At 45.8% G+C, this 25,979-nt stretch carries 23 protein-coding genes; 13 read left to right on the top strand and 10 right to left on the bottom strand.

The annotated features are described in order from the left end of the window. The first annotated feature begins 130 nt into the window (after positions 1 to 130). The 3 genes from MJO52_RS05705 to MJO52_RS05695 all read left to right on the top strand — a co-directional run bounded on the left by MJO52_RS05705 (position 131) and on the right by MJO52_RS05695 (position 2,731). Positions 131 to 811, top strand: a complete 681-nt coding sequence (locus MJO52_RS05705; RefSeq protein WP_353505469.1) for a DUF6629 family protein — start codon at positions 131 to 133, stop codon at positions 809 to 811. Positions 812 to 997: 186 nt separating this feature from the next. Then, a complete protein-coding gene (locus tag MJO52_RS05700; protein ID WP_252084982.1) occupies positions 998 to 1,309 on the top strand; it encodes a hypothetical protein in 312 nt (103 codons plus the stop codon). 315 nt (positions 1,310 to 1,624) lie between these two features. Continuing rightward, complete coding sequence (locus MJO52_RS05695; RefSeq protein ID WP_252084981.1) at positions 1,625 to 2,731, top strand: ABC transporter ATP-binding protein; 1,107 nt, start codon at positions 1,625 to 1,627, stop codon at positions 2,729 to 2,731. Between the two features lie 6 nt (positions 2,732 to 2,737). On the opposite strand, the gene MJO52_RS05690 is transcribed toward MJO52_RS05695, so the two are convergent. Next, positions 2,738 to 4,423 (bottom strand): ABC transporter permease, encoded by a 1,686-nt coding sequence (locus MJO52_RS05690; RefSeq protein ID WP_252084980.1) that lies wholly within the window; start codon positions 4,421 to 4,423, stop codon positions 2,738 to 2,740. 122 nt (positions 4,424 to 4,545) lie between these two features. Beyond that, a complete protein-coding gene (locus MJO52_RS05685; protein ID WP_252084979.1) occupies positions 4,546 to 5,577 on the bottom strand; it encodes a Fe(3+) ABC transporter substrate-binding protein in 1,032 nt (343 codons plus the stop codon). A 141-nt stretch (positions 5,578 to 5,718) separates the two neighbouring features. Here MJO52_RS05685 and MJO52_RS05680 point away from each other — a divergent pair, with 141 nt between their 5' ends. The 5 genes from MJO52_RS05680 (at position 5,719) to MJO52_RS05660 (ending at position 9,563) form a co-directional block, all read left to right on the top strand. Continuing rightward, positions 5,719 to 6,162, top strand: a complete 444-nt coding sequence (locus MJO52_RS05680) for a hypothetical protein (RefSeq protein ID WP_252084978.1) — start codon at positions 5,719 to 5,721, stop codon at positions 6,160 to 6,162. A 101-nt stretch (positions 6,163 to 6,263) separates the two neighbouring features. Next, positions 6,264 to 6,530 (top strand): PepSY domain-containing protein, encoded by a 267-nt coding sequence (locus tag MJO52_RS05675; protein WP_252084977.1) that lies wholly within the window; start codon positions 6,264 to 6,266, stop codon positions 6,528 to 6,530. Between the two features lie 203 nt (positions 6,531 to 6,733). Continuing rightward, positions 6,734 to 8,179, top strand: a complete 1,446-nt coding sequence (locus MJO52_RS05670) for a coniferyl aldehyde dehydrogenase (RefSeq protein ID WP_252084976.1) — start codon at positions 6,734 to 6,736, stop codon at positions 8,177 to 8,179. Between the two features lie 166 nt (positions 8,180 to 8,345). Beyond that, entirely contained in the window at positions 8,346 to 8,651 is a 306-nt protein-coding gene (locus tag MJO52_RS05665; RefSeq protein ID WP_252084975.1) for a hypothetical protein, read from the top strand. Positions 8,652 to 8,678: 27 nt separating this feature from the next. Further along, positions 8,679 to 9,563 carry a ketopantoate reductase family protein gene (locus MJO52_RS05660; RefSeq protein ID WP_252084974.1) on the top strand — a complete coding sequence of 295 codons (885 nt, stop codon included), beginning with the start codon at positions 8,679 to 8,681 and terminating at the stop codon, positions 9,561 to 9,563. Between the two features lie 168 nt (positions 9,564 to 9,731). On the opposite strand, the gene MJO52_RS05655 is transcribed toward MJO52_RS05660, so the two are convergent. Both MJO52_RS05655 and MJO52_RS05650 read right to left on the bottom strand, forming a co-directional pair. Continuing rightward, positions 9,732 to 10,730 (bottom strand): helix-turn-helix transcriptional regulator, encoded by a 999-nt coding sequence (locus MJO52_RS05655; RefSeq protein ID WP_252084973.1) that lies wholly within the window; start codon positions 10,728 to 10,730, stop codon positions 9,732 to 9,734. A gap of 18 nt (positions 10,731 to 10,748) precedes the next feature. After that, entirely contained in the window at positions 10,749 to 11,522 is a 774-nt protein-coding gene (locus MJO52_RS05650) for an SDR family NAD(P)-dependent oxidoreductase (protein WP_252084972.1), read from the bottom strand. An 850-nt stretch (positions 11,523 to 12,372) separates the two neighbouring features. Between MJO52_RS05650 and MJO52_RS05645 the strand changes: the two genes are divergently transcribed. Continuing rightward, complete coding sequence (locus MJO52_RS05645; RefSeq protein ID WP_252084971.1) at positions 12,373 to 13,050, top strand: winged helix-turn-helix domain-containing protein; 678 nt, start codon at positions 12,373 to 12,375, stop codon at positions 13,048 to 13,050. Beyond that, a complete protein-coding gene (locus tag MJO52_RS05640) occupies positions 13,028 to 14,818 on the top strand; it encodes a sensor histidine kinase (RefSeq protein ID WP_252084970.1) in 1,791 nt (596 codons plus the stop codon). The genes MJO52_RS05645 and MJO52_RS05640 overlap by 23 nt, the downstream gene beginning before the upstream one ends. Before the next feature lie 119 nt (positions 14,819 to 14,937). Here the strand turns inward: MJO52_RS05640 and MJO52_RS05635 are convergent, their stop codons facing one another. Further along, the gene (locus MJO52_RS05635; protein WP_252084969.1) at positions 14,938 to 17,664 is read right to left on the bottom strand and encodes a LamG domain-containing protein; all 2,727 of its coding nucleotides are present in this window, start codon (positions 17,662 to 17,664) and stop codon (positions 14,938 to 14,940) included. A gap of 625 nt (positions 17,665 to 18,289) precedes the next feature. Here MJO52_RS05635 and MJO52_RS05630 point away from each other — a divergent pair. Next, complete coding sequence (locus tag MJO52_RS05630; RefSeq protein ID WP_252084968.1) at positions 18,290 to 18,766, top strand: hypothetical protein; 477 nt, start codon at positions 18,290 to 18,292, stop codon at positions 18,764 to 18,766. A gap of 135 nt (positions 18,767 to 18,901) precedes the next feature. On the opposite strand, the gene groL is transcribed toward MJO52_RS05630, so the two are convergent. The 3 genes from groL to MJO52_RS05615 form a co-directional block, all read right to left on the bottom strand. Next, a complete protein-coding gene (gene groL / locus MJO52_RS05625; RefSeq protein ID WP_252084967.1) occupies positions 18,902 to 20,542 on the bottom strand; it encodes a chaperonin GroEL in 1,641 nt (546 codons plus the stop codon). Between the two features lie 48 nt (positions 20,543 to 20,590). Then, positions 20,591 to 20,884, bottom strand: coding sequence for a co-chaperone GroES (locus tag MJO52_RS05620; protein WP_152452204.1), 294 nt, complete (start codon positions 20,882 to 20,884; stop codon positions 20,591 to 20,593). Between the two features lie 216 nt (positions 20,885 to 21,100). Beyond that, positions 21,101 to 21,577: an FxsA family protein gene (locus MJO52_RS05615; protein ID WP_252084966.1), complete on the bottom strand. Its 477-nt coding sequence runs from the start codon at positions 21,575 to 21,577 to the stop codon at positions 21,101 to 21,103. A gap of 141 nt (positions 21,578 to 21,718) precedes the next feature. Between MJO52_RS05615 and cfa the strand changes: the two genes are divergently transcribed. Together cfa and MJO52_RS05605 are read left to right on the top strand one after the other, a co-directional pair. Then, the gene (gene cfa / locus MJO52_RS05610; protein WP_252084965.1) at positions 21,719 to 22,864 is read left to right on the top strand and encodes a cyclopropane fatty acyl phospholipid synthase; all 1,146 of its coding nucleotides are present in this window, start codon (positions 21,719 to 21,721) and stop codon (positions 22,862 to 22,864) included. A gap of 201 nt (positions 22,865 to 23,065) precedes the next feature. Further along, a complete protein-coding gene (locus tag MJO52_RS05605) occupies positions 23,066 to 23,842 on the top strand; it encodes a hypothetical protein (protein ID WP_252084964.1) in 777 nt (258 codons plus the stop codon). An 83-nt stretch (positions 23,843 to 23,925) separates the two neighbouring features. On the opposite strand, the gene MJO52_RS05600 is transcribed toward MJO52_RS05605, so the two are convergent. Together MJO52_RS05600 and MJO52_RS05595 are read right to left on the bottom strand one after the other, a co-directional pair. Then, positions 23,926 to 24,687, bottom strand: a complete 762-nt coding sequence (locus MJO52_RS05600; RefSeq protein ID WP_252084963.1) for an SDR family oxidoreductase — start codon at positions 24,685 to 24,687, stop codon at positions 23,926 to 23,928. A 76-nt stretch (positions 24,688 to 24,763) separates the two neighbouring features. After that, a complete protein-coding gene (locus MJO52_RS05595; protein ID WP_252084962.1) occupies positions 24,764 to 25,735 on the bottom strand; it encodes a DUF481 domain-containing protein in 972 nt (323 codons plus the stop codon). Between the last annotated feature and the right edge of the window lie 244 nt (positions 25,736 to 25,979).

Here is a 25,979-nt window from a genome sequence, read left to right as displayed (position 1 = left end):
AAAATTCAAAAGCTTAGTACAAATTAGCGAATTTCAACCAATTTTTTAGGTTAAGGCTATTGTTATATAGTTCATCAAGCTTTAAGCCTCTGGCTTAAATGACAATATTTTACATACAGAGAAAACCACTATGTGTTTTTCAGCCACAGCATCATTCGGATCAGCAACTGTCCTTCTTGTTGGCGGTGCTTTGTGCACAAGACACGTTATGAAAAATGATAAAACCTATTTATTACTCGCGATTACCCCTATCCTTTTTGCGTTACAACAAGCAATTGAAGGAGCGGTATGGATTGGGTACAACGAGAACATAATATCACTGATGACGCTTTCTTCTATTTTATTTTTATTTTTTGCCTTCTTCTTTTGGCTTACTTGGATACCTATTGTAGCTTATAGCCTTGAAACAAAAAAATGGAAAAGAATTTTTTTCACTATATTTATCATAATAGGTTTTGTTTTTGGTTTATACCTATGGATACCTGTCCTATTAGAAACAGGGCCAAGGCATTTAATAAAAACAAGTGTATGTGGACATAGCCTATGCTATGAAGTGTCCGGTGGCGGACTGTTATCCGTTATAGTACGAGATATCATCTATGCCTCGCTTGGTGTTTTATTTTTATTATCGAGCAATCGTCTATTTAGGAAGTTTTGGGCACTTGTCATGCTATTTGGTGCTATCACTTTCTTTACTCAACGTGAAACATGGATATCAACCTGGTGTTTCTTTGCTGCACTATCGACCTTATGGATTTATTTTCTATTAATAAACAACCATAAAACAAACATTAAAAAACAAACATTATGATTTTAGGGATAAAGCTAACTTGGCTGCAGCGCAAAGGGAAAGACCTCCAAGGAGTTTTTTAAGGAGCTAAGACCGCGATGCTTTTGACCTGATTCTTGCTTTCAACATCACATAACGCGTTACTGCATCAGACTATGGTATAGTGCTGACAACACTATACAAGCCAACACCGGCCATTAAAATATTATGAATCTCGAATTTGTTTCACCCAGCATGAAAAGATTGTTTTTCACTCTGTCAGTTATATTTATTTCCGGATGTGTTTCTACCGCTAACATATATGACAGAAATGCCAAAGCTAATGAACTAGAAGCACAGGCTGAAGACGCCAGAGTAAACAATAATTATTCCATGGCCAAACAGCTGGACAGAAAGGCAGAGAAGCTACGAGAAAAAGACTCTATGAACAAAGAGGATATCGTTGCAGGTATTTTTTCTGAGCTTTTTAAGCGATTGCTCGGAGGAAGCTCTAAAAACGATCAACATGGTTGGCAGTAAAGTAAAGCACTAAAGTAAACCTTTACTAACAAGCATTACGCGGCTCAAGATCTCTATGCCGAGGCTGATGGTATCATCTGATTTGGGTCGGCTTATTTTACAGTTAGATATCGATTCTATTTAGCTGGTCACTGTGATTCTGAGATAGACGAGATCTTATTATCTATGAGAAAGAATAAATTAGCCTATGAGGTTTAGAGTGAGTATTTACTGCTTAAAAAACACCCAGCTTTGCTCCAACTAAAAGAAGCCTTCGCAGGGCTGCTAATAGTATGCTTCACACGGGACTAGTTGCCGGTTAGCTTAGTGATAACTATGATCAGCAACTACACCCGAACGCTGCCCGAAGTGTTTAAAAGCCAAATTACCGGAAAACCTGTGCACCCCATACTCTCCATAGAAAACCTGCAGTGCCGCTACGGCGAGCAGGTGGTTATCGAATCAGTTTCCTTGGCTTTACAGGCCGGGGAGATTGCCTGCTTATTGGGCCCCAGCGGCTGCGGCAAAACAACCCTGCTGCACGCTATCGCTGGATTTCAGCCAGTCGTTACAGGGAATATTCAACTGTCTGGAGAAGTAATCTCTTCTCCCAAAGTAAAGGTTCCAGCGGAGCAGCGGAAAATTGGGGTGGTATTTCAGGACTATGCCCTCTTCCCACACCTCACCGTTGAGCAAAATATTGCCTTCGGTATCCAGTCAATGCCGAAAGGCCAACGGCAATCTCGTACCCAGTCGTTGCTACAGCTAGTACGCCTGAAAGGTTTTGGGCAACAGTATCCGCACCAACTATCCGGTGGTCAGCAGCAGCGTGTCGCTCTGGCTCGGGCACTGGCACCGCACCCCAAGTTGTTGCTGCTGGATGAACCCTTCTCTAACCTGGATACCGAGCTGCGCCGCAGTCTCGCCGCCGAAGTCCGCCATATACTGCGCGAAGAGAAGATCCCTGCGATTATTGTTACCCACGACCGCCACGAGGCCTTTATTGCTGGAGACAAGCTGGGAGTACTCAGCCAAGGTCAATTACAGCAGTGGGACAGCCCACAGGATACTTATCAGAAGCCAAAGAATTTGGCAGTTGCGAGAATCGTTAGTGAAGGGAGCATTATCTCCGGCACTGTCCTGGGCAAAGACCTTATCAGCACCCCATTAGGGGAAGTAAATATGCCAACAGCTGCATACGAAAGTGGAGATAGGCTCGAACTGTTTGTGCGCAGTGAGGATATTGCCGCAGGCGAACATCCCGGTGCGGTTATGGCTCAGGTTGTGGAAAAGAATTTTCTCGGCAATCAAGTGAGCTATCGCTTTCAGTTAGCCGCAGGGGAAACTGTCGAGGCCGCTTTGAATGCCAATGTTCAAGCGGCTCCCGGTGATAAACTCCCCCTACGTCTCTCCTCTGCGCTGGTGTTTGACCAGGCCCGATAGCAGCTATCAAGACAGGGCGGGCGCTTCAGAGCTCGCCAGGGCTGTGCGCTCCTCACCTCTGCGCCACCCAATGGAACGGCTCAACAAAATCACCGGGATTAATCCTACCAGGACAATCAATAAAGCCCCCAGGGCCGAGCGTTCCAGCATCTCATCAGAAGCAAACTGGTAAACATAAGTCGCCAGGGTGTCAAAGCCGAAGGGGCGCAGAAGCAAAGTCGCCGGCAGTTCTTTCATACAATCCACAAAGACCACCAAGCCACCCGTTAGCAGCCCTGTACGCACCAAGGGGAGGTGCACGGCCCACAGGGTTTGCCAGCTATTGCGCCCCAGAGAGCGGGCAGCCCTATCCATTGATGGGGTTACCTTCTCCAGGCTGGATTCTATGGCCCCCGTAGATACCGCCAGGAAGCGCACCGTGTAGGCAAAAATAATGGCAAAAATACTGCCGCTTAACAGTAGCCCTATGGAGATATCGAAGTGCTCACGTAAAAAAGCGTCGACGGCATTATCAAATGCGGCCAGTGGAATCAGGACTCCAATCGCCAATACCGCCCCGGGCATTGCATAACCCAGCTTGGAAAAGCCGACCAAGAGCCGTACGGGCCTTTTGGGTTGCAGTCGCTTACCGTAAGCCAACAGCAAGCCCAGCAGTACAGAGACCAGTGCTGCTGCAATAGACAGTAACAAGCTATTGCTGGCGATCTGTATAAAATCTTCGCTCCAATAGCTGGAAAAGTTACTAAGTGCGTATCCACCCAGAACCAGCAGGGGAATAATAAAACCGGCCACCAACAGTAACCCACAGAACAACAGGGCTACACCAGCCCGCCAACCGCACAATACATAACGTTCACGCTGGGAATTTGGCGACTGTACAAAGTGCTTCTGCCTCGCCCGCCCCATTCGCTCCAACGTAATTAACAGAACAACAAAAATCAGGGTGCTACAGGCAATTTGTGCCGCCCCCCCTAAATTACCGCGGCTCAGCCAGGTATCGTAAATCCCAACACTCAAGGTGCGCACCGCAAAGAAGTCGACAGTGCCGAAGTCATTCAGGGTCTCCATCAGCACCAGTGACAAGCCCACCGCAATTGCCGGGCGTGCCATTGGCAGGGATACGCGCAAGAAGCTCTGCCAGGGCGTGCAGCCCAATGACCGGCTCGCGGCACGTATACTGCCGCACTGTTCGATAAAGGCCGCGCGCGAGAGCATATACACATAGGGGAAGAGCACCAGTGACAGCATGGCAATCGCCCCACCCATACTGCGGATCTCAGGGAACCAGTAATCCCTGGCCGTCTGCCAACCAAACCAAGCCCGCAAAGACTTTTGCACTGGGCCCGCGTACTCCAGCAAATCTGTATAGACGTAGGCAATCACATAGGCGGGAACTGCAAACGGCAGTAGCAACGCCCACTCGAACAACCGGCGCCCGGGGAACTGGCACATACTCACCAGCCAAGCGCTGCCAACGCCAGCTATCAACGTTACTAAACCGACACCACCAGCCAGAATCAATGTGGAGGACACATAGTGAAACAGCACCGTGTCTAACAGGTGCGGCCAGATATTTTCTTCAGGGAAAAATGCCAACCAAAAGATAGATAGCACTGGCAGGGCTACCAGTAGGGAAATAGTAGCTACCAGTAGCAGCCAGCGGGACGCTGATAAATTCGCTCGGTTTAGCATGAATTAAAAAATCAAAAGCTCATTATAAAAGAACGGCCCTGGTCTCTCGACAGGGCCGTTCGAATAAGGCTGAGATAGTGCTGTCAATTTACTCGGCAGCAACTCCCATTCAGTTAATCATTCTAAAAGTCAAAGCGTACTTCATCAACCATACGGGAAGCCGCCGGAACGTAGGAACCGATTTCCGTGAGGCTCAGATCGTCTTCTTTAAACTCACCCATATATTCCTTGATCAACTCAGAGCGAGCAGTACCGGGGCGTACAGGGAACTCAAAATTTTTCTCAGCGTAAGCGTATTGAGCATCGGCACCACTGAGGAATTCCAGCAGCTTAACGGCATTTTCACGGTTGGGGGCATGCTTGGTCAGCGCCGCGCCGGAAATAAACATATGGGTACCGCGATCCTTCTGGTTAGGGAAGATCAGGTTGACTGACTTGGCCCAATCCACCTGCTCCGGCTGCTCCTTGTTGGTGATCATTTTACCGAAGTAGTAGCTGTTACCCAGGGAGAGGTCGCAGACACCTTCGCTAATGGCTTTCACCTGTGCACGGTCATTGCCCTGCGGCTTACGCGCCAGATTCGCTTTCACGCCTTGCAACCACTCTTTAGTTTCTGCTTCACCGTGATGGGCGATCATGGAGGCGATCAAGGACAGGGTGTAGGGGTGCTTGCCGCTGCGGGTACAGATTCGGCCCTTCCACTTGGGGTCTACCAGCTCTTCGTAGCGAGTGATTTCACCGGGTTTAACGCGGTCTTTGGAGGCGTAGATTAAACGCGCTCGGGTTGTCAGGCCGAACCAGTTGCCGGCCTTATCACGGAATTGCGCCGGGATATTGTCTTCCAGGATTTCACTACTAACCGGTTGGGTCAGCTGCTTATTAAGCAGGTCCATCAGACTACTGGTATTGGAAGTCAGAACCAGGTCGGCAGGGCTGTTGCGCCCTTCCCTTTGCAAACGCTCGTTCAAGCCTTTGCTGGCGTAGACCACTTTGGTCTCAATACCGGTTTTCTCGGTGAACTCCTGCAAGATCGGCTCAATCAGGAAAGGTTGTCGGTAGGAGTAAATATTTACTTGCTCAGCGGCATTGGCCCCAATGGCACCAATCAAACCAACAGTTGCAATCGCTTTTTGAAATAGAGATCTGGTAAACATGGGAGTCCTATCACCCTGGGGTTAATTTGAGAAGCATTCTCATTTGGAAAGGTATTAATGTCAACCTGGAACTTCTATACCCAGCAAAGTCGCAAAATCCCTCCTATGCTTAGATTCAAGCTAGTCACCTGCAGAGTCTCTATGCATTACCTTATTCTGCCACTCGCTCTGGTTTTTGCCTTATCCGGCTGCGACCGCAAGGGCGAGCCACATAAGGCCCAATCATCGGGTAGTGAAGTAACCACTGGTCAAACAGCCAGCGAGGCAATGAAACAGCCGATTAAGCGAAACGCGAGCAGCACGGCGGAAGACCCCACCAATCAACTACAGGCTACCGCTTCGGGTAGTGAAACCATTTGTACACCGGGCTGGTTTACCTGGGTACAGCGGCAAGTGATGGCCCAACAAGATGGCGACCTGAAAAAAATGTACCCATCAGGTCTACCCCCCATTGGCAGTGCAGAGTGGTTTGATGCAATCACCAAGCTGACGGGCGGCAACCTGGCCGATGTAAAGCCCGGCAGCCCGGAGTGGTGTCTAGCAGTTCAGAAACGTCTCAGTCACCCCGGTGACCAGGGCCTGTAAGGCAATCAAAAGGCCAAGTATCTTGCTGAGTAAAAGCGAGATGTAAACCTTCTATTACCCGGTCAATTTTTCAACCGGGTCCGCAAGCGAGGTAGTGAAAAATGAAGTTCTTCAGCAGAATGTTGCTGGCACTAATCGCCGCAACCACGCTACAAGTCGCCATCGCCGACGAGAAACCCCCTCCCGGGGCTATGGCACTCTCTATGGTGCTCACAAAGTTAGAGCAACAGGGGTACACCCCTATTGTGGAGGTAGACCTGGAAAGAGGACGCTGGAAAGTGGAGGCCTACAAGGGCGATCAGAAATACGACCTGATTGTGGATCCTAATTCAGCAGAGGTCCAATCCGAAAAACCCGATAACAGCTGACTCATGTAGTCTGCGATCATTCCTACCAGCCCTCCCCGGATTAGGGATACTCCGGGGAGGGCCTGAATTCATCACAGTTTTTACCAATGTGGTGGCAACTCACGTAACCACAGTGATTATGTCTATTCACTGACGTAATTGGTCAAGCACCGCGAGGATGAATGCGTTAGTCTGGTCTAAGACAAACGCCAAAGGATAATAAAATGACCATCCAGACGCTTACTCGGCAGGATGCAGACAAGGCGCTACTCCAGAACCAACTAGACAACCAGCGCCGAGCCCATCACGCCAACCCTGTTCCCAGCTATCAGCAGCGTGTTCAAGATCTAAAAACCCTGGCACGAATGCTGCGTGAACAGCAGGAAGCCATCATTGAAGCCATATGCTGTGACTACGGCAATCGCTCGCGGGAAGAAACCCTGCTATTGGAGATATATCCTGCCCTTTCCGGCATCAAGGATGCCATAAAGAATATCAAGAAATGGATGAAGCCAAGGCGGCGCCATATCGACTTCAAAGCCTACCCCCTGTCAAAAAATACTGTAGTACCTCAACCCCTGGGAGTAGTTGGGGTAATCGTGCCGTGGAACTTCCCCATTAACCTTAGCTTTTCACCTCTAACCAATATCTTTGCCGCAGGCAATCACGCAATGGTAAAGATGTCTACCAACTCCTGTCGGCTTGCTGAGTTGTTAAAAGAGGTTAGCCCCAAGTATTTTCCAGAGGAGAAACTCTCTTTTATTGCTGACTATGGTGAAATAGGTCCACTATTTTCCAGCCTAAAATTTGACCACCTAATTTTCACCGGCTCCAGCACTACCGGGCGGGCCGTGATGCGCTCCGCTGCAGAAAACCTGACTCCAGTTACGCTAGAGCTTGGAGGGAAGTCCCCCGCGATCATCGCCCCCGATTTTCCCATCGAAAAAGCTGCGGAGCGTCTGATCCACTGGAAAATGGTCAATGCCGGGCAAATATGTGTCAATGTAGATTATCTCTTCATCCCTGAGAACCAACTGGATACCTTTATTGAGCATGCCAAGCGGGTAATAAAAAAGCACTTCCCCAATTGGCAGAGCCCTGACTATACCTCCATTATTGACAACGCAGCCTACCAGCGACTATGGAAAACACTGGATGATGCCGTCGATAAGGGGGCTAAGGTTTACGACCTGAGTGCCGGAGAACTCAAACGAAATGACAGCCTGCGAAAGTTCCCTCCCCATCTATTAATCAACGTAAATCGGGACATGCTGGCAATGCAGCGGGAAATTTTTGGCCCTCTTCTGCCAATTATGACCTACTCAAGGCCTGAAGAAGTCATTGACTATATCAATGCTCAGCCACGACCACTGGCAATTTATCCCTACACGAACGATAAGAACCTGCAAAATCGCTATATTGAGCAAATTATGTCTGGTGGTGTGTCGATAAATAACTGTGTATTACATGTTGGACAGCACGATATTCCATTTGGAGGGGTTGGGGAAAGTGGCATGGGTCATTACCACGGTTACGAAGGCTTCCTTACCTTCTCCAAATTGCGCCCCATCTACCAACAGGGACCAATCGACCTATTGAAATTAATGCGCCCCCCCTATGGAAAACTTTCCAATAAACTATTGAACCTTATGCTCAAGATGACCCGATAAAATTGGGTACTGGAAAGCATAACCGCATGTAAAAATAATAACCCGGCGAACCCATACGCCGGGTTATTATTTTCGATTCATTCAAACATTTAATTAAAATCACTGGCGTAATGATCATCCACTGTCCACACTAAAAACATGGCTTGGTTGTAGTGTGGAGCCTCGTGTGAGTTTTATTGTAACGGTCATGCTCGTTAGTAATTTGACAAACCCCATTCCCCCAGGGATAGACCCTAACAAACCCGCCCCAATCTACGATAGCCCCGATCTTTACGGAGCAACGCCTTCGGTTATTGCTCTAGATCCATCGACTATTAGGGCAAAACTCTACAGTCTTGGATTTAAGCCTATAACCAGTATGCGCTTCGTGGGGGGGCGCTGGAAGATTCAAGCAGTTTACCAGGGCGAGCTCCGAGCCTTGGAAGTAAACCCAGATAATGGGATTATTTTTGCAGATCGACCAGCCAAATAGGTAACAAGAAAATCCTGAACGAACTTTATGAAAAAAGGAAAAATATTAATACTCGGAGCAGGCTCCATTGGATCATACCTAGCGGCAAAATTTTTTCGGGCAAACTATCATGTAGATGTCATAGGTAGAAAAGCGGATAGAATTGGAGAACACCTCCTCATCAACTCTAAGAGATATGACTTCCCGCCCACCTCAAAAGAGATCAGCACTCAATCAACCTATGACTTTGTTTTTTTAACATGCAAAATCTATGACCTAAAGAAAAACCTCATCAATTTAAGCAAGACAAGCCCAAAATCAAAAATTATTATTCTGTTACAAAACTGCCTTTTTGATATCTCAGAGTTTGAACACACTTATCAGAAAAACTTCACGAGCGTTTTGGTATATGACGGCTTCAATCTGAGCAACAACAAACTGAAGCATACTAAAGGCTCTGGATTCCTCGTTGGAAATGACAAATATTCAGAAAGCTTACTGCAGCTGTTCAAAGACTCACTTATCGAGACCAAAACAACTAGCAACATAGTACAGCATCGTGTTGAAAAGACTATTTTCAATTGCACAACAAATATATTTTCAGCCACCTATTCAAGAACCCTCAGGGAGCTTTTTGCAGACGACAAAATAACCAAGCACATGAAAAATGTACTTTATGAATCCTACGAAGTTCTCTCAAAAGAGATTGAGATCAATCAAGACAAACAAGATATGTGGAAAAAACTCACCCAACAAGCCAAAAATCTGGATCATTATACTTCAACCTACCAGGATGCTAGAGAAAATAAAGTTACTGAGCTTTCCTATTTGAATGGTTTTATTATTAAATTAGGCCGTAAAGTAGGAGTTGCCACTCCTTACACCATTGAGGCCGTGAACAATTTTAAGAGTAAGTATCCTAACTTATATTGAGATTACCTAGCTGTCCGCCCCAAACTCCCAACTGACCTTATAGTAGAGTATTTAAATAGACCTACGACTTTATACTGACCATGAAGAAGCATATTTAACTACACCGCTAGGGCCCAGTTTAATTTACCTTCAACCTAGTAGCAGCACTAAAACCAAAGATAAATCTGATCAATAAATCGAATTCCGATATTGAAGAGGTGTCACCCCTTTCCACCCTCGGTAAGCGCGTATAAATGAATTAGGCTCCTTAAACCCTAGCATAAAGGAAATTTCTCCCAGATGGAGATTAGACTTAGAGAGATAGTGATCAGCCAAGCTTACCCTAATCTCCTGTAAGACAGACTGAAAAGTGTGATTTTCCTCCCCAAGTTTTCTCTGTAAAGTTCTTTTGCTGATCATTAAACGTTCAGATACAGCCTCGATAGAGCTCTCACCAGCCGGCAATAACTCCATTAACACGGACCCCACCCGCTCTCCCATTGTGGCTTCGCTGCCCAGATCCTTTAGCTGTTGACTCAATTTACCTTCAAAGAAATCCCACATAGGGGCATTAGCAGTCAGAAACGGTTTTTGTGCATCTTGTGCTGAGAAGCAAATTCTCACCCGGTCTGATTTCTTAATTGAGCAACCAAAGAACATCTGATAAGGCGTTTGATCTTCCGGTAACTGCGGTAGAGCCAATTCCAAAGGTTGAATTTTATCCCGGGTTCCCAATCGAGCCAGGCGGATATAGAAAATTAATTCACTCAATCCCAAAGCTGTGGGGATAATTTCATCACTGCCATAGCACTCTAAATTAAGCCTTGTGTACTTATCAGTAATATCCAAGTGCAATTCCATTGGTCCAATCAATGGTTTGTACTGCTGTATCCGCAATAAAGCTTGATTCAGGTTTTCACTGCAAAGGCTCGCAAACACAGGGGGATCAAATGTTTCAGCCGTAAGATGCTCTGCCAACAAGAGCGGCAGTGGCTTATCCTTCGAAGCCTGGTCAATACCACACCAGAAGCGGAAATATTCCACCGGAGTCAGTGTCACAGACTCCCGCTGTAATAAATCCGCAGGTAACCCGGCATAGGCCAGAGCCAGCGCTGTATCGATATTCATATCGTGTAATATCAACTTCCAGCTGGGAGGTACCAAAAATTTAGCTGCACGCCTGATCATTACCGGGCCTTCCTACAATTAAGACTTTTCCATCGTCTGACGGGAAAACTTCAGTAGCATTTTACGAGGCAATAAAGGCATTATCCAATTCAGAAACAACTTTAGCCGCGTCTCATTGAAAGCAACTAGATCGCCACGCTCCATGGCCTGATAACCACATCTGGCAACAGACTCAGCTGAGCGGGCATTCTTCCAAATATCGACACCCTGAAGATCACCTGCCGCGACGAATCCTGTTGCAACAGCGCCGGGGCACAAAGCGGTAACTGTCACACCTGTGCCGTTCAGCTCCTCAGCCAGTGCCTGGCTGAATGAAGTTACATAGGCTTTAGTTGCGTAGTAAACCGCCTGTAAAGGGCCGGGAATAAAAGAGGCTGTAGATGAGACATTAAGGATATGCCCGCTATTTCGGGCAACCATACCCTTTAAATACAGATGGGTGAGATTGGTAAGGGAAATCATATTTACCTGCATCATACTCTGCTCAGCTTCCAAGTCCCGCTGATAAAAAAGGCCATGACCACCAAAACCCGCATTGTTGATCAGGGTACCAACCTTCACATTTTCACCTTGGGTTCGCTCAAAAATTCTCTGTGCGGACAACGGGTCAGATAGATCTTCAGCAATTACCATTGCTTGGACACCAAACTCTTTCTCCAACTGCTGCTTGAGTGATAAAAGCTTCCCTTCAGACCGAGCAACCAGAACCAGGTTGCCACCTTTAGCCGCATGTATCTTGGCCAACTCCAGACCAATACCACCAGAGGCTCCTGTGATAAGTGCCGCTTCCATCAAATTGTCTCCCAAGTGTTAATCTTAGAATCAGTATATATACTTAAGACGCCAACCAAGAATCCGATTGTGCCGGTTGGCTATCCAAACATGCCATCACTCAAAGGGATAATTTCAACTTATCTAAGATTTTTTTCAGAAACGATGAAATAAGCTCGAGATCTCGTTTCTCGTATTAAGGGTATTGAAATCGCAACCCCAGAACTTGAGAGACGCTACTTTTGGGTAAAGACGGAATAATTTCCTAGGGTAGCTTTCACTAGCGGTGACCATTGCCCTCGTACATACCATACCTATTAAAATTCAGTGTATTCAGGCTACCGTTGCTTATTATTTTTGATGCTGTGACTTTATGGTCGCGTCACTGTTCACTCTGGAGAGTAAGAACCTCTACCTCAATTGAGTCATATACTGTGACTCCTTGAACCCAACGTTTTAACATTCATGCATTGATTATACCAGCCTGGGCTTAAACAACAGGGTATTCTCTTGGTACTTGATTTATATAGCATTGCTATTACAAGGGGCATGAAGCACACTTAACACACAATTTAAGACGCAGTTTTAGCCTAACAACTGTTTTTTTGCTAGTGTTCTCCACATGCAAGAATCTAGATAGGCTTCACTACTCCCAACCCTTCAGCGTGGTGTAAAAATAGTATTTATCACTTTTAAATTAATTGTGTTCATGTCTAAAAGGCTGAAAGTTCCTGGCAACATTTAGTTACCCTTTAATATTCACCATGCACACATGACTTAGCCTGAGATAAATAAAAAAATTAAAAAATCAATTTAAAGAACTCGATCAACAAGTAACTGGCAACCAAAACTATTTACCAGCTAAAGATATATGCGAATTTTTCTAATAGAAGACGACATCAAATTAAGCCATTACCTTCACAAGGGCCTTAACCAGGAAGGGCATAGTGTAGAGCTATGTCATGATGGAAAAACAGGATTAATTCAAGCTAGCACCGAAAATTTTGATGCAATCATCCTTGACCGAATGCTTCCTGGTATGGATGGGCTAAAGCTATTAAGGTCCCTGAGGGGAATGGAAATCAGTACACCGGTTTTAATGCTAAGTAACCTCGGAGACGTTGACCATCGCGTTGAAGGTTTACGTAGTGGATGTGATGACTACCTTTCCAAACCTTTTTCTTTTGCGGAGCTTTTAGCCAGAGTCGAAGTCATTGGTAGGCGCCAACCTCAGTCCAATACCTATGAATCCCTTATTGTTTCAGACCTTGAGCTCAATCTCTTAACAAGAAAGGCACAACGCAGAGGCCGTAGTATTGAGCTATTAACCCAAGAATTCAAACTCCTAGAATATCTTATGAGACATGAAGGTCAAATTATTACAAAAACAATGCTTTTGGAGCAAGTCTGGGACCTTCATTTTGACCCCAAGACCAATGTAGTTGAAGTACACGTAAGCAGACTGAGGAAGAAAGTTGACCAATCCCAGGATAGGCCTCTTATTCACACAGTAAGGGGGGCCGGTTATGTCCTTCATGAAAAAAATTAAGCTACATAAAAGCTCTAGTTTCAGACTGGCAATTATTACATTCAGCTGCGTCTGCCTTAGCTCCAGTATTTCACTGGCAAGCATCTATTTACTCACAAAGCAATCCTTGACAAATCCAACACTTCATAAAGTTGAAAATATAACAAAAGAATCTATTGCGGCAATCAATGACCTAGAGTTTTTTCACCCCGACCTTTTCCCAAACTTCCAAAATGTAAAACCTAGAAATTTTATTAACAACCACGCCTCACCATCAAAATTTACTAGCGATTACACACACCATTTCAAAAACCTTTTAAGTAAAAGCAGCTTAAGTCAGCAAGAGAAACTTGCTATTCAAGGGCGATTATTCGCACTGGGAGAGGGCATAACCCCACCTCTAGAAAAGATTCCGGCCAACTTAATCTGGTATCTGCTTAACAGCGAATTTCCCGAAGATTTTCACGATTATGTAGACCAGATTACTGATGAACGATTTAGCCATTGGCCCCAATACCATAAAAAACGTCACATAGATACAACACTACTTACAAAATATTATATTGAAACTGAGTATTTTTTAGATACAGAGGACCTCTGTGTACAGCTTCAGGATAGAAAGGGAAATATTATACTCAGCAATATCGAAGGAACTTCCCCACAAAGCACTAATTATAAGTCTACATACACAGCAACCTACAATCCAGACTCTACATTTTCTCAAGAACATGAACAACACATATGCCTAGCAAAATCTTCTCAACTTAGTGATGGAGGAGAACTCATACTGGGAAGGGATTTCACCCAAGAATTTCATTTATTGAAAAACCTTAACTCAGCTATTTTTTATGGGCTTTTGATCACTACAATTATTAGTCTAATTTGTGGATATCTTGTATCTAGGCAATCAGTCAGAAGAATAAGTGAGATCAACAAAGTATGCCGCCAAATTATGTCTGGCGATCTGGACAGACGGATCCCATATAATAGTAATGGCGGAGACTATGATCAATTATCTATACATATCAATACAATGCTGGACAAAATTCAACAGTTGATGATGGGGATAAAGCAGGTTTCCGACAACATTGCCCATGACCTAAAGTCCCCACTTTCTCGGCTACGAGGCCAGCTAGAACTATTATTGCATATAGAAAAACCAGATAAAGATACCATCGAAGCCATTATTAATGAAAATGACAAGATCATAGAGTGCTTTAATGCATTACTCAGGATCTCACAAATTGAGCAAGGAACGAAAAGGTCAGAATTTCGACACTTTTCACTACACAAACTCCTTAAAACCCTAATAGAAGTCTATGAACCGACTTTTCATGATCAGGGAATATTTCCATCCATCACTTTAGATGATGAGCATCATATGATTTTTGGGGATAAAAACCAATGGTCTCAGTCTATTGCAAATCTATTTGATAATATAATTAAGTACGCACCAGGAAGTGGCAATCTGGATATTAGGCTTTCAGCCCAATCTCAGCAGGGTAGAGATTATCTTCGTCTGCAGCTACACGATAGCGGTTCAGGAATTCCAGAAGATGATCAAAAAAAGGTCTTTGAACGATTCTACCGGTTGGAATCCCATAGGCATACAAAAGGCAACGGACTTGGATTAAGTCTTGTTTTAGCTGTTTGTAATTTACACAAAGCCAAGATTCATTTAGCTAACTGCAATGGATTAAAGATACAGATAGATATCCCATCAATCACAGAACCACATTCCGCCCATCCTTTAAATTCTCAAGAAAGCAAGCCCACTGAATTATATTGAGTGTTTATCTGCAAGAGGAAAAAAATTATTTATAGTTAATTTCCACTTACAAAATAGAATTGCCATACTATGGTATGGCAATTCTGCTTATTCTTAAAATATAACAACCAACAATAAGGTTAACGCTCACCAACAGAATCACGAATAATTTCAATGGATGAATCCATGGTCGCCGTTACGGGCAACCATACAATCAAAGTCTGAGATCCATCAGTATCTCTGATAATACCCAATTTTACATCGGATAGTGCTTTGCCATTGAATTTTACTTTCGGAGTTTTACTTGTTCCCCATTGGCGAATAATGAGTGATGGGTTTACCAAAGGACTACTATCATTAGCTTTCACTAGCAAAGAAATATCTCCTGATACCCCATCTGATGTCAGGCTATAGGCTCTTTCATCTGTGATAAAAGTAATTGCATTGTCCTTAACACCTTGAACCGCATCTATCACAGGTGGAGAAATCCATGAACCTGCCAAGTCTTGTAAATCAACCGGTGTTCCCTGAGTAAATCCATACATCATAGATCCAGAACCATATTCAAAGGCCTCTAGATTACCAACCGCAAAGTGAGAAACTCTATCATTGGCAACGGAGAATCGACCATCGGAAGGAATTTGAGCTATTGGCCAATGATTCCAAGGGCCTGCAAACGGAAAAATACCTCCCAGGAAATCTATATGCTCTGAACTCTCCTCATTAGCAGAGGGAAAAAAACCACCTGCCTGACTTACTCCAAAGACCTTCCAGTTTGTTTGGCTATTGAGCACCGCAATATTACCGGGCAAAGGGCTGGGGTCCGCTCCATCACTAGGTCTGTCTAAGGATATAGGATAAATTATATCAGAGGAGTCCCCCTTAAGCCCCGCAATCGAAACTGCATTATAATTCAGGAAGTCCTCAGCCTTTTGACCAGGTCCTAGTAACCATTGGAAGTCCTGGTAAAATTCTACTCCACCTTCATCAGCTGCAGGATGGTAAAAAACATCCCGGATTGCCACCCCATCGGGATAAATTGTGTGCACCTCATCAATATAAGCAGTATCCATAACGAGTAAATCAAATACATCTGCAGCAGCATAACGCCAGTGAACCTTAACCCGCGCAGGAGTATTTTCAATCATGCGAACATGGGTTCGTAGAGCCGCCTTATCAGACATGTGTTCAGCCAAAGAAACAATCGGATTGACTGAAACTGGAGTTTCAGGATCATCTGGATCTGGAATCACTAACTCCACACTTTGATCAGACATCCACCGATTATCCGTCACCAAGTTCATGCCGTGTGATGTTCCTCGCCAATATACATAGCTAATCGGCTTATTATCGAACCGGACTACAATATCTTCGTTGTCCGTAACCCTCCATAGGTTATCCCAAGCATCATGAAAGTCTAACTTTGTATAAATCCCACCAAACTTCTGAGGGTATTTTTCCAAGTCTGGCAATTGCCGCTTTGTAAAACTAGGATCTGGGGCTTTCTTTTGTGCTAATAAAAAACCATTGTAACTATCATAAAAATCCTTAGATGTCAGAGAGTGCTTATAAATGGCAACTTCGTCTATTGCCCCCTCAATACCGAATATACTGGAGAAGTGATTGAATTCATTTAATTCACTCTCCCGAACCCCATCGGTTGCCGGTAAAGGTGAATTATTCATCCCCACAATCATTGGCATATCTGGAGTCGAAAGATTGACATCATAAGATTGACTTTTATCTAAAACACCATTGATATAGAGTGATAAATTCTTTTCTGCAGAAACACCAACATGAACCCACTGATTAACTGGGATTACGCTATCAGAGATTAAAGTTTTTCCATTTACCGTAAAAAGGAGTTTACCGTCAGAACTTACTCCAAAATAATACCCCTCATTTCCCATATTATCTGACTGGTGAATGATAGGGGCATTATTCCATGGATAAGCGGCTAGATTAATCCAGGCTTCAATAGAAAGAGCCTCCTTAAATATGGGTACCTCATCCTGCGCGACCACCACTGCTGATCTATAACCGTCAAAAAAAAGGGCCGAACCAGACACACCAGCGATCCAATCACCTCCGTGGCTGTCAATATATCCAGTCGCTGATTTCAAGCTCTCAACAGTACTCGTGCCCTTACCCTCATCAAACTTCCAATGAGCCACTGGCAAGCCAGGGGGAGTATAATTGACTATCGCATTTCCATTACTCTGAGACACACCTGCCTGTAGCTCTCCAGACTTATTTTGTACATCAGCTATGCCATTTTCCGTGAGACGCATAGTCTGAATAATGGCCCCTCTACGCACATCCCAGTCTGTGATGGTATCAGTGCCTGGCCGGTATAACCTGGTTACATTGCCATCTCGAGTAATCGTATAAATCTCATGGACTACCCCTTCGGGATCTCGCCCCATTGTCGCATTAGCTTTCGGGAAGTAACGCCAATGAATAACAACCTTTTCATCTGACTGCTCTAAGATACGAACATAAGAAAAGTCATTTGATTTATCAAAGCGAGTATTGGCATCACTCGAAATATCAGCCAAATGTGCTACAGGATTAGAATTGTTTCCAAAATGCCAGACAGGCCGGTAACTATGATCACGAGCAAAAACAAGCTTACCTTTCCCTTCAAGGTTCACAATGATGTCAGCATAAGGCCCTGTGATCTTTTCCGGAATATCTACTGAGTTGACACGGGTATAGTGCGCAAAAAAACCAGCCGACGCTTGGCTTAAGTCTACTTGCGAACTCCTGGATTCTAACGCCTGCCCCTCTCCAGAGCCCCCCGAATCCTTGCAGCCTAGTACTGCAAGACAGGCAGCTAGTACAAGATTACCTTTTGATAGCAACATATCTGCTCTTTCCTCCCATTTACTGAAAGGGAAGTCTAAAAGGGCATGCTAACCCTTTGCTGGACTGAACATTAAATATATGTAATGTTTCTCCTCCAAATTAGTATCAATTACTTATATATCGAGTCCTTGCCGACCTATATCATCATCCTTGTTACAATCCAGAAAGTAATAAACAAAAACAATCAGAGAATTATTTTCAAAAGAAAGGGCTATCTCCTCAATTACCTATTTCACCAAATAAGGATATAGATCTTAAACACACTGCACAGAAATAAGCCGAGAGTTAACCTAACCTAAGCGGCAATTGGCCCATTTGAAAGTCTGAAACAATGAATAAACCCGAAAGTTATTTAAAACTAAAAATACTTTTTCTTATCTCTCTATTAGTAGTAGGAACTTTTTTATTAGTAGCGCAAAAGACGCAAACTGATCAAGAACACCAGAAAATTCTCTCCGTGCTTTTTATCGGCAATAGCTACACTCGCCCGCTTCCTACAATGATCCAGTCAATCGCTGAAATTAATGGGACACAAATCACCTATAGATCCTTAACCCCAGGTGGATGGACCTTGCGAAAACATTCTGAGTCTGAAGAGACATTAGAAGCTATTCATGAGAGAAAATGGGACTTCAGGAACAGAGCCAGCTTCCATCTTTTCCTGAAGAACAGAGACGAAAAGAGATTTACCCTTACGCGAAAAAACTGACGGATGAGGTTCGAAAAGCCGGAGCCACCCCTCTGCTCTTTCTAACCTGGGGACGCAAACATGGAGATATTCAAAATATTCCTGACGATACTCGCAGCAAAATGCAAACTCGTCTGCTAGAAGGCTACCAAAATATGGCTAAAACAACATTCTCAGAAATCGTTCCAGTCGGCCTTGCGTGGGAGGCAATTCAATCTTTAGATAAAAACATCGACCTTTACACTCATGATGGAAGCCATCCCAACCGTAAGGGTGTCTATCTATCTTCTCTAGTCTTTGCTTTCCATCTAGTAGGCTTATCGCAGTTAAATACTCCTCCCATCACGGGTATTCCCGAAGAAACAGCAGAGTTACTTGCACAACAAGCTAAGGCACTCACATTGAGTCCATAAACTTTTCCCAAGTCTAACCATCATTGGGAATATCCAGGCATGCTTCGACTCGTCACAGCAGCTATCTAGCATTTTGTTCTGGACAAAAAAAAACCCCGCAATTGCGGGGCTTTTTAGATAGGCTGTTAGGCCGGCTTACATCATGCCGCCCATACCGCCCATGCCACCCATACCGCTCATGTCAGGAGCAGCCGGCTTGTCTTCCGGGATCTCAGCAACCATAGCTTCGGTGGTGATCATCAGACCAGCAATAGAAGCTGCCGCTTGCAGTGCAGAACGGGTTACTTTAGCAGGGTCCAGGATGCCCATTTCCAGCATGTCACCGTACTCGCCGGTAGCAGCGTTGTAACCGAAGTTGCCTTCGCCTTGCTTGATCTTATCAACAACTACAGAAGCTTCATCACCAGCGTTGGCAACGATTTGACGCAGAGGCATTTCCATAGCGCGCAGGGCTGCAGCGATACCGTGGTTCTGGTCTTCGTTGTCGCCAGTTACAGAGATAGCCTGAGTAGCGCGAACCAAAGCGGTACCACCGCCAGGTACTACACCTTCCTCTACTGCAGCGCGGGTAGCGTGCAGAGCGTCTTCTACGCGAGCTTTCTTCTCTTTCATTTCCACTTCAGTAGCGGCGCCTACTTTGATTACTGCAACACCGCCAGCCAGTTTGGCTACGCGCTCTTGCAGCTTCTCTTTGTCATAGTCGGAAGAGGACTCTTCGATCTGTGCACGGATCTGGCCAACGCGAGCTTCGATGTCTTTAACATCACCAGCGCCATCAACGATTACAGTGTTTTCTTTGGACAGGGTTACGCGCTTTGCAGTACCCAGGTGCTCCAGAGTAGTACCTTCCAGCTCCAGACCAACTTCTTCAGAAATTACGGTGCCGCCAGTCAGGATAGCGATGTCCTGCAGCATGGCTTTACGACGGTCGCCGAAGCCAGGAGCTTTAACAGCAGCAACTTTAACGATGCCGCGCATGCTGTTTACAACCAGAGTTGCCAGCGCTTCGCCTTCTACGTCTTCAGCGATGATCAGCAGCGGCTTGGAAGCCTTAGCTACTTGCTCCAGCAGGGGCAGCAGGTCGCGGATGTTGGAGATTTTCTTGTCTACCAGCAGGATGAAAGGGCTATCCAGCTCAGCAGTCATGTTTTCTTGGTTGGTGATGAAGTAAGGAGACAGGTAGCCGCGGTCGAACTGCATACCTTCTACTACGTCCAGCTCGTTTTCCAGGCCAGAACCTTCTTCAACAGTGATAACGCCTTCTTTGCCCACTTTTTCCATGGCTTCGGCGATGATGGTACCAACGCTCTCGTCGCTGTTAGCGGAGATAGTACCTACCTGAGCGATAGACTTGGTGTCTGCACAAGGAGTGGACAGACCAGCGATGTGGTTGACCGCTGCGGTTACCGCTTTGTCGATACCGCGTTTCAGATCCATCGGGTTAAAGCCAGCGGCTACGGATTTCAGGCCTTCGGTTACGATAGCCTGGGCCAGAACGGTAGCGGTGGTGGTGCCGTCACCTGCAGTGTCAGAAGCTTTGGAAGCAACTTCCTTCACCATCTGCGCGCCCATGTTTTCGAACTTGTCTTTCAGTTCGATTTCTTTTGCTACGGAAACACCGTCTTTGGTTACGGTAGGTGCGCCGAAGGACTTGTCCAGCACTACGTTGCGGCCTTTAGGACCCAGGGTAGTTTTAACGGCGTCTGCCAGGATGTTTACGCCTTTCAGCATTTTCTGACGAGCGTCGTCACCAAAAATTACGTCTTTAGCTGCCATGATTCTTATTCCTCAAATTCTTTTTGCGAGTAAAGTTAAAGGCTTTTCTTAGCCTTCCAACACGCCGTAGATGTCACCTTCGCTCATGATGATCAGCTCTTCGCCGTCCACCTTGAGGGTATTGCTGTCGGCATAGCGACCGAAAACAACAGTGTCACCCACCTTCACAGACAGTGCGCGAACATCGCCATTGTCCAGCTGCTTGCCCTCACCCACGGCTACCACTTCACCTTGGTTCGGCTTTTCTTTGGCAGCACCTGGCAGCACGATACCGCCAGCTGACATCGCTTCTTCTTCCTTACGGCGTACTACGACGCGGTCGTGTAAAGGACGAATTTTCATGGATAAGTTCTCCATTGAGTCGTTTTTTTAAGGTTTTCAACATCGGCGGTACTGGCTTTATGGGCCGGTAACCTCACCCCTCCCTGATTCCCAGAGGCGGGGCTTAATTCTCAGTTGAACCCTATCTATGGGCGCGAGAATGGATTTCAACACTCTTCAATAAAAAAACTACAAAAGTGCCGGCTGAAGCACAAAATAGTGCACTATTTAACCAGCTCAATCTTTATGATGCTTATGACCTACCTGATCCATAGGTTTTCGCTCATCTCGAGAAAATTCCCCCTCGATAATATCTGGACCGCGTTGGTTGGGGTCCGAGCTGCGGGGGTCACCAGGCCGCACAATGGTGATATGACGCACCAGTCTCCCCAGTATCAGTTGGCGTAAACCCGGTATCAGGCAAGCAAATCCGAGGGCATCGGTGATAAATCCGGGAGTGAGCAACAATGCCCCGCCCACGGCAAGAAAGATTCCTTCAACCATCTCCTGGGCAGGTATATCGCCTGTTCGCATCTTCTCCTGAGCCCGCATTAGGGTCGATATGCCCTGCCGCCGCAACAGGGTTACGCCAACAATAGCGGTTAAAAATACCAATCCAATCGTGGGCAAGGCGCCGATTTCTCTCCCTACAGTGATTAAAACCCACATTTCAAGTACAGGTAGGACTATAAATAGAAGCAGTAATGGGCGCATTGAGGGAATTCCTAATAAACCAGCTCTACGAAGCTGGGACGATCAAGGTTTTTCAATATGCTGAAGTAAATGGAGTGGGGAGGCAAATTATTCAAGGGCGCCTCAATCAACCCACAGCAACTAGGAGAGAGGGAGGCTTTGATGGCAAGCGAGCAGCAGGACACCATAGAAGTGCCGGCCATTGGCCGCAGTCGCCACTTGGTAGACGAAATATTAGCCGAGGCCGACATCCAGGTGAATGGTGATAGGCCCTGGGATATACAAGTCCACCGCGAGGAGGCCCTAGACGAGATTGTCGCTCGTCACAGTATGGGGCTCGGTGAGACTTATATGCGCGGAGATTGGGATGTCCAAGCGCTGGACCAATTTGTGTACAAAATTCTGGAAGCCGACCTTGGCCGCCATGCCAAGACCTGGCGCTATGCTTGGCGCTACCTGCGCAGTTTCTTAATCAACCTGCAAAGCCGTCGTCGCGCCTTCGAGGTTGGTGAGCACCATTACGATCTCGGAAACGAGTTTTATACAGGTATGCTCGATAACCGCCTTACCTATAGTTGCGGTTATTGGAAGGATGCTCAAACCCTGGACGAAGCTCAAGAAGCCAAGCTCGACCTTATCTGCCGTAAGCTGCAACTAGAACCTGGGATGCGTCTATTGGATATCGGTTGTGGCTGGGGGAGCCTGATCGGCTATGCCGCCCAGAAATACCAGGTAGAGTGTGTCGGAGTAACGATCTCCCGCGAACAAAGAGCCTATGTTTCCGAACGCTATGCCAACCTACCGATTACCGTCTCCCTACAGGATTACCGAATGCTTGATGAGCCTTTCGACCGTATTGCCAGTGTCGGAATGTTTGAACATGTTGGGCGTAAAAATCATCGAGCTTTTATGGAAGTGGCTAAACGCTGCCTAAAGAAAGATGGAACTTTACTGCTCCATACTATCGGTAAAGCAAGACCGGCCAATACCGATCCATGGATTGAAAAATACATTTTCCCCAATGGAGAAATTCCGGCTGCAACGCAGATAACCAAGGCAGCCCAGGACCTTCTCACACTTGAAGATCTGCATAACTTTGGGCCTGACTACGATAAAACCCTGATGGCATGGCATAAAAATTTCGAGGAAAATTGGCCGCGCTTTGCCGATCGTTACGGCAGACGCTTTTATCGTATGTGGCGCTATTACCTGTTGTTCTGCGCCGCTACATTTAGAGTTCGCAGAGTACAGCTCTGGCAATGGATGCTCTCAAAAAATAGGGTTGGCGGTGTGGAGAGAATTTGCTAGATCAAGAAACTTTTGATTAAAGACTTCAAATTCTTCCAACATTGAGAGTTCCAAAAGTCTGGGGGAGCAATTGGTAGCAGCAATTTAGCTTTACTTCTATCAAAGCTTCACCCAGACCATTCTCCTGATAATCAAATCCATTAACTATCGCCATTTGCCTGTAAGCCTTATTAATACTTGCTGCCGCCAGGTCTTTACTAAATGCATTATCTATTCACAACCCCTGAAGGACTAAATCTATTTATAGAGGTTCATACGGTTGCAGCCATCATCTTAACGTTTATTACTATCCCATTAACTCTTCTGATGAAGAAGGGCAGCCGTTACCATCGGATCGGTGGCCTCAGCTCATTGTTGATTGCCATTATCTTTTCCATCAGTGCCCTGCTGATGCTATTCAACCCTTACATCATCCCGCATCTCAAGGCAGATATTCCTAAGTACCAGATCGATATTGCCTATGTCTACAATACCCACCCAGACCTTTTATTACTGGGATTGATCAGTATATTCAGCTACTCCATATTTTCTGCTTACCGAATATGGCCGAGAATCAAGCACTCTAATGATGGCAGAATCACTTCCAATATTATCGATTGGGTATTGGCTGCTATAGCTGCCTGGGTCGCAGTCTTCTATTTCCAGGTTTTTCTTTACGATATTGGTAAACACCCCAATTATGCCAACATTTACTTGGCTCCATCCGCGTTAATGCTGTTTTTTGTTGGACTCGATGTCTATACGTTTTTTTTCCGACCGCAAATAACAGGCCGACCATGGTGGGCCCTGCATATGTGCAAGATGCTGTATGCCTGGTCGGCACTAATCAAAGGTTTTGTGATGCGGGATTTTCACTTATCTTTAGAGCAAACCGTATTTCACGAAGTGGCATCCATCCTGGCCTGGCTCATTATTTCCTTATTTGTATACCTGTTTTATCGAGAGACTCTCAACACGCGATATGCAAGGAAGGGATAGATAAACCTTAGAGTCATTACTGAAAGGCAAATAAAAAAGGGCGAACAAAGTTCACCCTCTTCTGATCGCGCACTGCTTAATTATTAAATACGTGCACCACCATCGATATCCAAAACTCGACCAGTTAGATAATCATTCTCCAGAATAAACGCCACGGTTGAGGCAATTTCCTCTTGCTCACCCAGGCGTCTCAATGGCACTTGCTTAACCAGACTTTCCAGGATTTCCGGGCGCATCTGCGCAACCATATCAGTGCCAATAAAACCTGGAGCAATTGCAGCTACCCGCACACCGTAGCGAGCCAGTTCACGGGCCCAGGTTACGGTCATAGCGGCAACGCCCGCCTTGCTGGCAGAGTAGTTGGTCTGCCCCATATTACCTGCTCGGGAAAGGCTGGAGATATTAACCATCACCCCGCCCTTGCCACTCTCCGCCATAATGCCCGCTGCCGCTCGGCCACAAAGAAAGACACCTGTCAGATTCACATCAATAACAGACTGCCACTGGGCCAGAGACATACGATCGGTAACTTTGCCCTCTTTGCATTTCAACAACATGCCATCGCGCATAATTCCGGCATTATTGATCAGCACCTGCAGGCCACCAAAATCTTCGGCAATTTGCAGAAAGCCCTTATCTACCTCTTCTTCACTGGCTACATTGATAATATAGCTACGAACCTCGGCGCCATGCTTTTCACAAGCGGCAACGCTCTGCTTGAGGCCTTCCTCATTGACATCAATCAATGCCAGCCGTGCTCCGCGTGCAGCCAGGTATTCCCCCATTGCTCGCCCCAAACCCTGGCCTGCGCCAGTAATCGCCACTATGCTGCCGGCAATCTGCATGATGAACTCCTTATTTTTAAATTTTATTGCTGCTGTGCCTTGGCAACCTTCTTAAAAGCAGGTTGCCAGCAAGATACTACCATTCATAACCGACACCCACGGTTACCTTGGTATCCTCTTTTTCACTCTCGAGTGATGGTGTGTTGTCGTACTGCCACTGGTAGCCGATTTCCATCAATATGCCTTCAACCAATGGTGTGCGTACACCCAATTCGGCATTTGTCTGATAATCATCACTGCGGTCAAAAGACTGTAAGATTTCCTGTTTGAAGTAAATTTCCGGGCCAAAAGAAAATTTATAGTCATAATCTAATTTAAGCCGGCCTGCCACATATTGGTCATCCTGGTCTTCACTCAACTCGGTATCGATAAAATCTTCCTGAAGACTACTGACACCACCTGCCAGTGAAAATGCTGTTTTATCTGTATTGTAAAATAGGTAACCGAGACCGAGACCCATAGTGGTCCCCAAATCCAAGTTGCGCGCCTCTTCATGCTCCCACTCAGTGTTAGCCTCGGCAAACCACTTTTCTGCGAAGATCCAGCGCAAGTCATAGGTCAGCTGGTATTTTTCCAGGGCACCATCATCTTCACTATCTTGGTTCTGGTAGAGAGCTCCTATCAGATGATGAAAATCCCCATGACGTACATCCAAATTGAGTTTGGTATCCAGGTCTTTTCGCTCACGGTTACCAGATTCAAAGACACCCCCAGCACTCACGTTGCCTTTGAAAGTCAGTGGGTTACTGACAAAGTGCGGATACGGCTCTGCCCGCTCGACTCCAGGGAAATCAATTAACCAACCATCTCCCTCTGCGCAATAGACTTCCCACTGCTCCTGCCGGTGCCCCGCCAGGGTACAGGGCTCATCGCGCCCGGCAATCTTCAAGTCGGTATCAACGTCCATAGAGACGACTTTGGACTTATCGACTTTGACCTGGCCAAAAGTTTCTGACTTCCAAATTACCTGTTCGCTATCAACCAGCACCAACTCTCCCTGAATACGGTCACCATTCTCAAGGGTGAGCACACCAGCATGGAGTGGCAAAGACGCCAGACAGAGAAGAGTTTGCGTGAAAAACCTAGACAAGCGTGTCGATAGAACCACAGGAGGACCTTAAAGTTTCTGGGTGAACCAACAGTGAAAACCGTTCTAAAAAAACAAAACAAGCTGCAATAATGCCATAACTGTCATTAATCTGGCACGCCGTTACTACCCAACTACTTATGGCAATACATGGGCAAGACTTCTTTAGATGCTCATTTATAGCCTATTCGGCATCAATTGCGGC

Source organism: Microbulbifer variabilis (assembly GCF_023716485.1).
GTDB classification, from domain to species: Bacteria; Pseudomonadota; Gammaproteobacteria; order Pseudomonadales; family Cellvibrionaceae; genus Microbulbifer; species Microbulbifer variabilis_B.
Note: the sequence above shows the minus strand (reverse complement) of the source record. Positions and strands in the feature narration are given on the sequence as shown.

Coding starts and splice junctions, on each gene's coding strand:
- MJO52_RS05650 (WP_252084972.1), bottom strand. CDS start 11,522: ATGGAAGCGGCACTTATCACAGGAGCCTCTGGTGGTATTGGTCTGGAG.
- groL (WP_252084967.1), bottom strand. CDS start 20,542: ATGGCAGCTAAAGACGTAATTTTTGGTGACGACGCTCGTCAGAAAATG.
- cfa (WP_252084965.1), top strand. CDS start 21,719: ATGGCAAGCGAGCAGCAGGACACCATAGAAGTGCCGGCCATTGGCCGC.
- MJO52_RS05630 (WP_252084968.1), top strand. CDS start 18,290: ATGGGACTTCAGGAACAGAGCCAGCTTCCATCTTTTCCTGAAGAACAG.
- MJO52_RS05635 (WP_252084969.1), bottom strand. CDS start 17,664: ATGTTGCTATCAAAAGGTAATCTTGTACTAGCTGCCTGTCTTGCAGTA.
- MJO52_RS05620 (WP_152452204.1), bottom strand. CDS start 20,884: ATGAAAATTCGTCCTTTACACGACCGCGTCGTAGTACGCCGTAAGGAA.
- MJO52_RS05645 (WP_252084971.1), top strand. CDS start 12,373: ATGCGAATTTTTCTAATAGAAGACGACATCAAATTAAGCCATTACCTT.
- MJO52_RS05690 (WP_252084980.1), bottom strand. CDS start 4,423: ATGCTAAACCGAGCGAATTTATCAGCGTCCCGCTGGCTGCTACTGGTA.
- MJO52_RS05680 (WP_252084978.1), top strand. CDS start 5,719: ATGCATTACCTTATTCTGCCACTCGCTCTGGTTTTTGCCTTATCCGGC.
- MJO52_RS05700 (WP_252084982.1), top strand. CDS start 998: ATGAATCTCGAATTTGTTTCACCCAGCATGAAAAGATTGTTTTTCACT.
- MJO52_RS05640 (WP_252084970.1), top strand. CDS start 13,028: ATGTCCTTCATGAAAAAAATTAAGCTACATAAAAGCTCTAGTTTCAGA.
- MJO52_RS05685 (WP_252084979.1), bottom strand. CDS start 5,577: ATGTTTACCAGATCTCTATTTCAAAAAGCGATTGCAACTGTTGGTTTG.
- MJO52_RS05615 (WP_252084966.1), bottom strand. CDS start 21,577: ATGCGCCCATTACTGCTTCTATTTATAGTCCTACCTGTACTTGAAATG.
- MJO52_RS05605 (WP_252084964.1), top strand. CDS start 23,066: ATGCATTATCTATTCACAACCCCTGAAGGACTAAATCTATTTATAGAG.
- MJO52_RS05695 (WP_252084981.1), top strand. CDS start 1,625: ATGATCAGCAACTACACCCGAACGCTGCCCGAAGTGTTTAAAAGCCAA.
- MJO52_RS05705 (WP_353505469.1), top strand. CDS start 131: ATGTGTTTTTCAGCCACAGCATCATTCGGATCAGCAACTGTCCTTCTT.
- MJO52_RS05675 (WP_252084977.1), top strand. CDS start 6,264: ATGAAGTTCTTCAGCAGAATGTTGCTGGCACTAATCGCCGCAACCACG.
- MJO52_RS05670 (WP_252084976.1), top strand. CDS start 6,734: ATGACCATCCAGACGCTTACTCGGCAGGATGCAGACAAGGCGCTACTC.
- MJO52_RS05655 (WP_252084973.1), bottom strand. CDS start 10,730: ATGATCAGGCGTGCAGCTAAATTTTTGGTACCTCCCAGCTGGAAGTTG.
- MJO52_RS05660 (WP_252084974.1), top strand. CDS start 8,679: ATGAAAAAAGGAAAAATATTAATACTCGGAGCAGGCTCCATTGGATCA.
- MJO52_RS05600 (WP_252084963.1), bottom strand. CDS start 24,687: ATGCAGATTGCCGGCAGCATAGTGGCGATTACTGGCGCAGGCCAGGGT.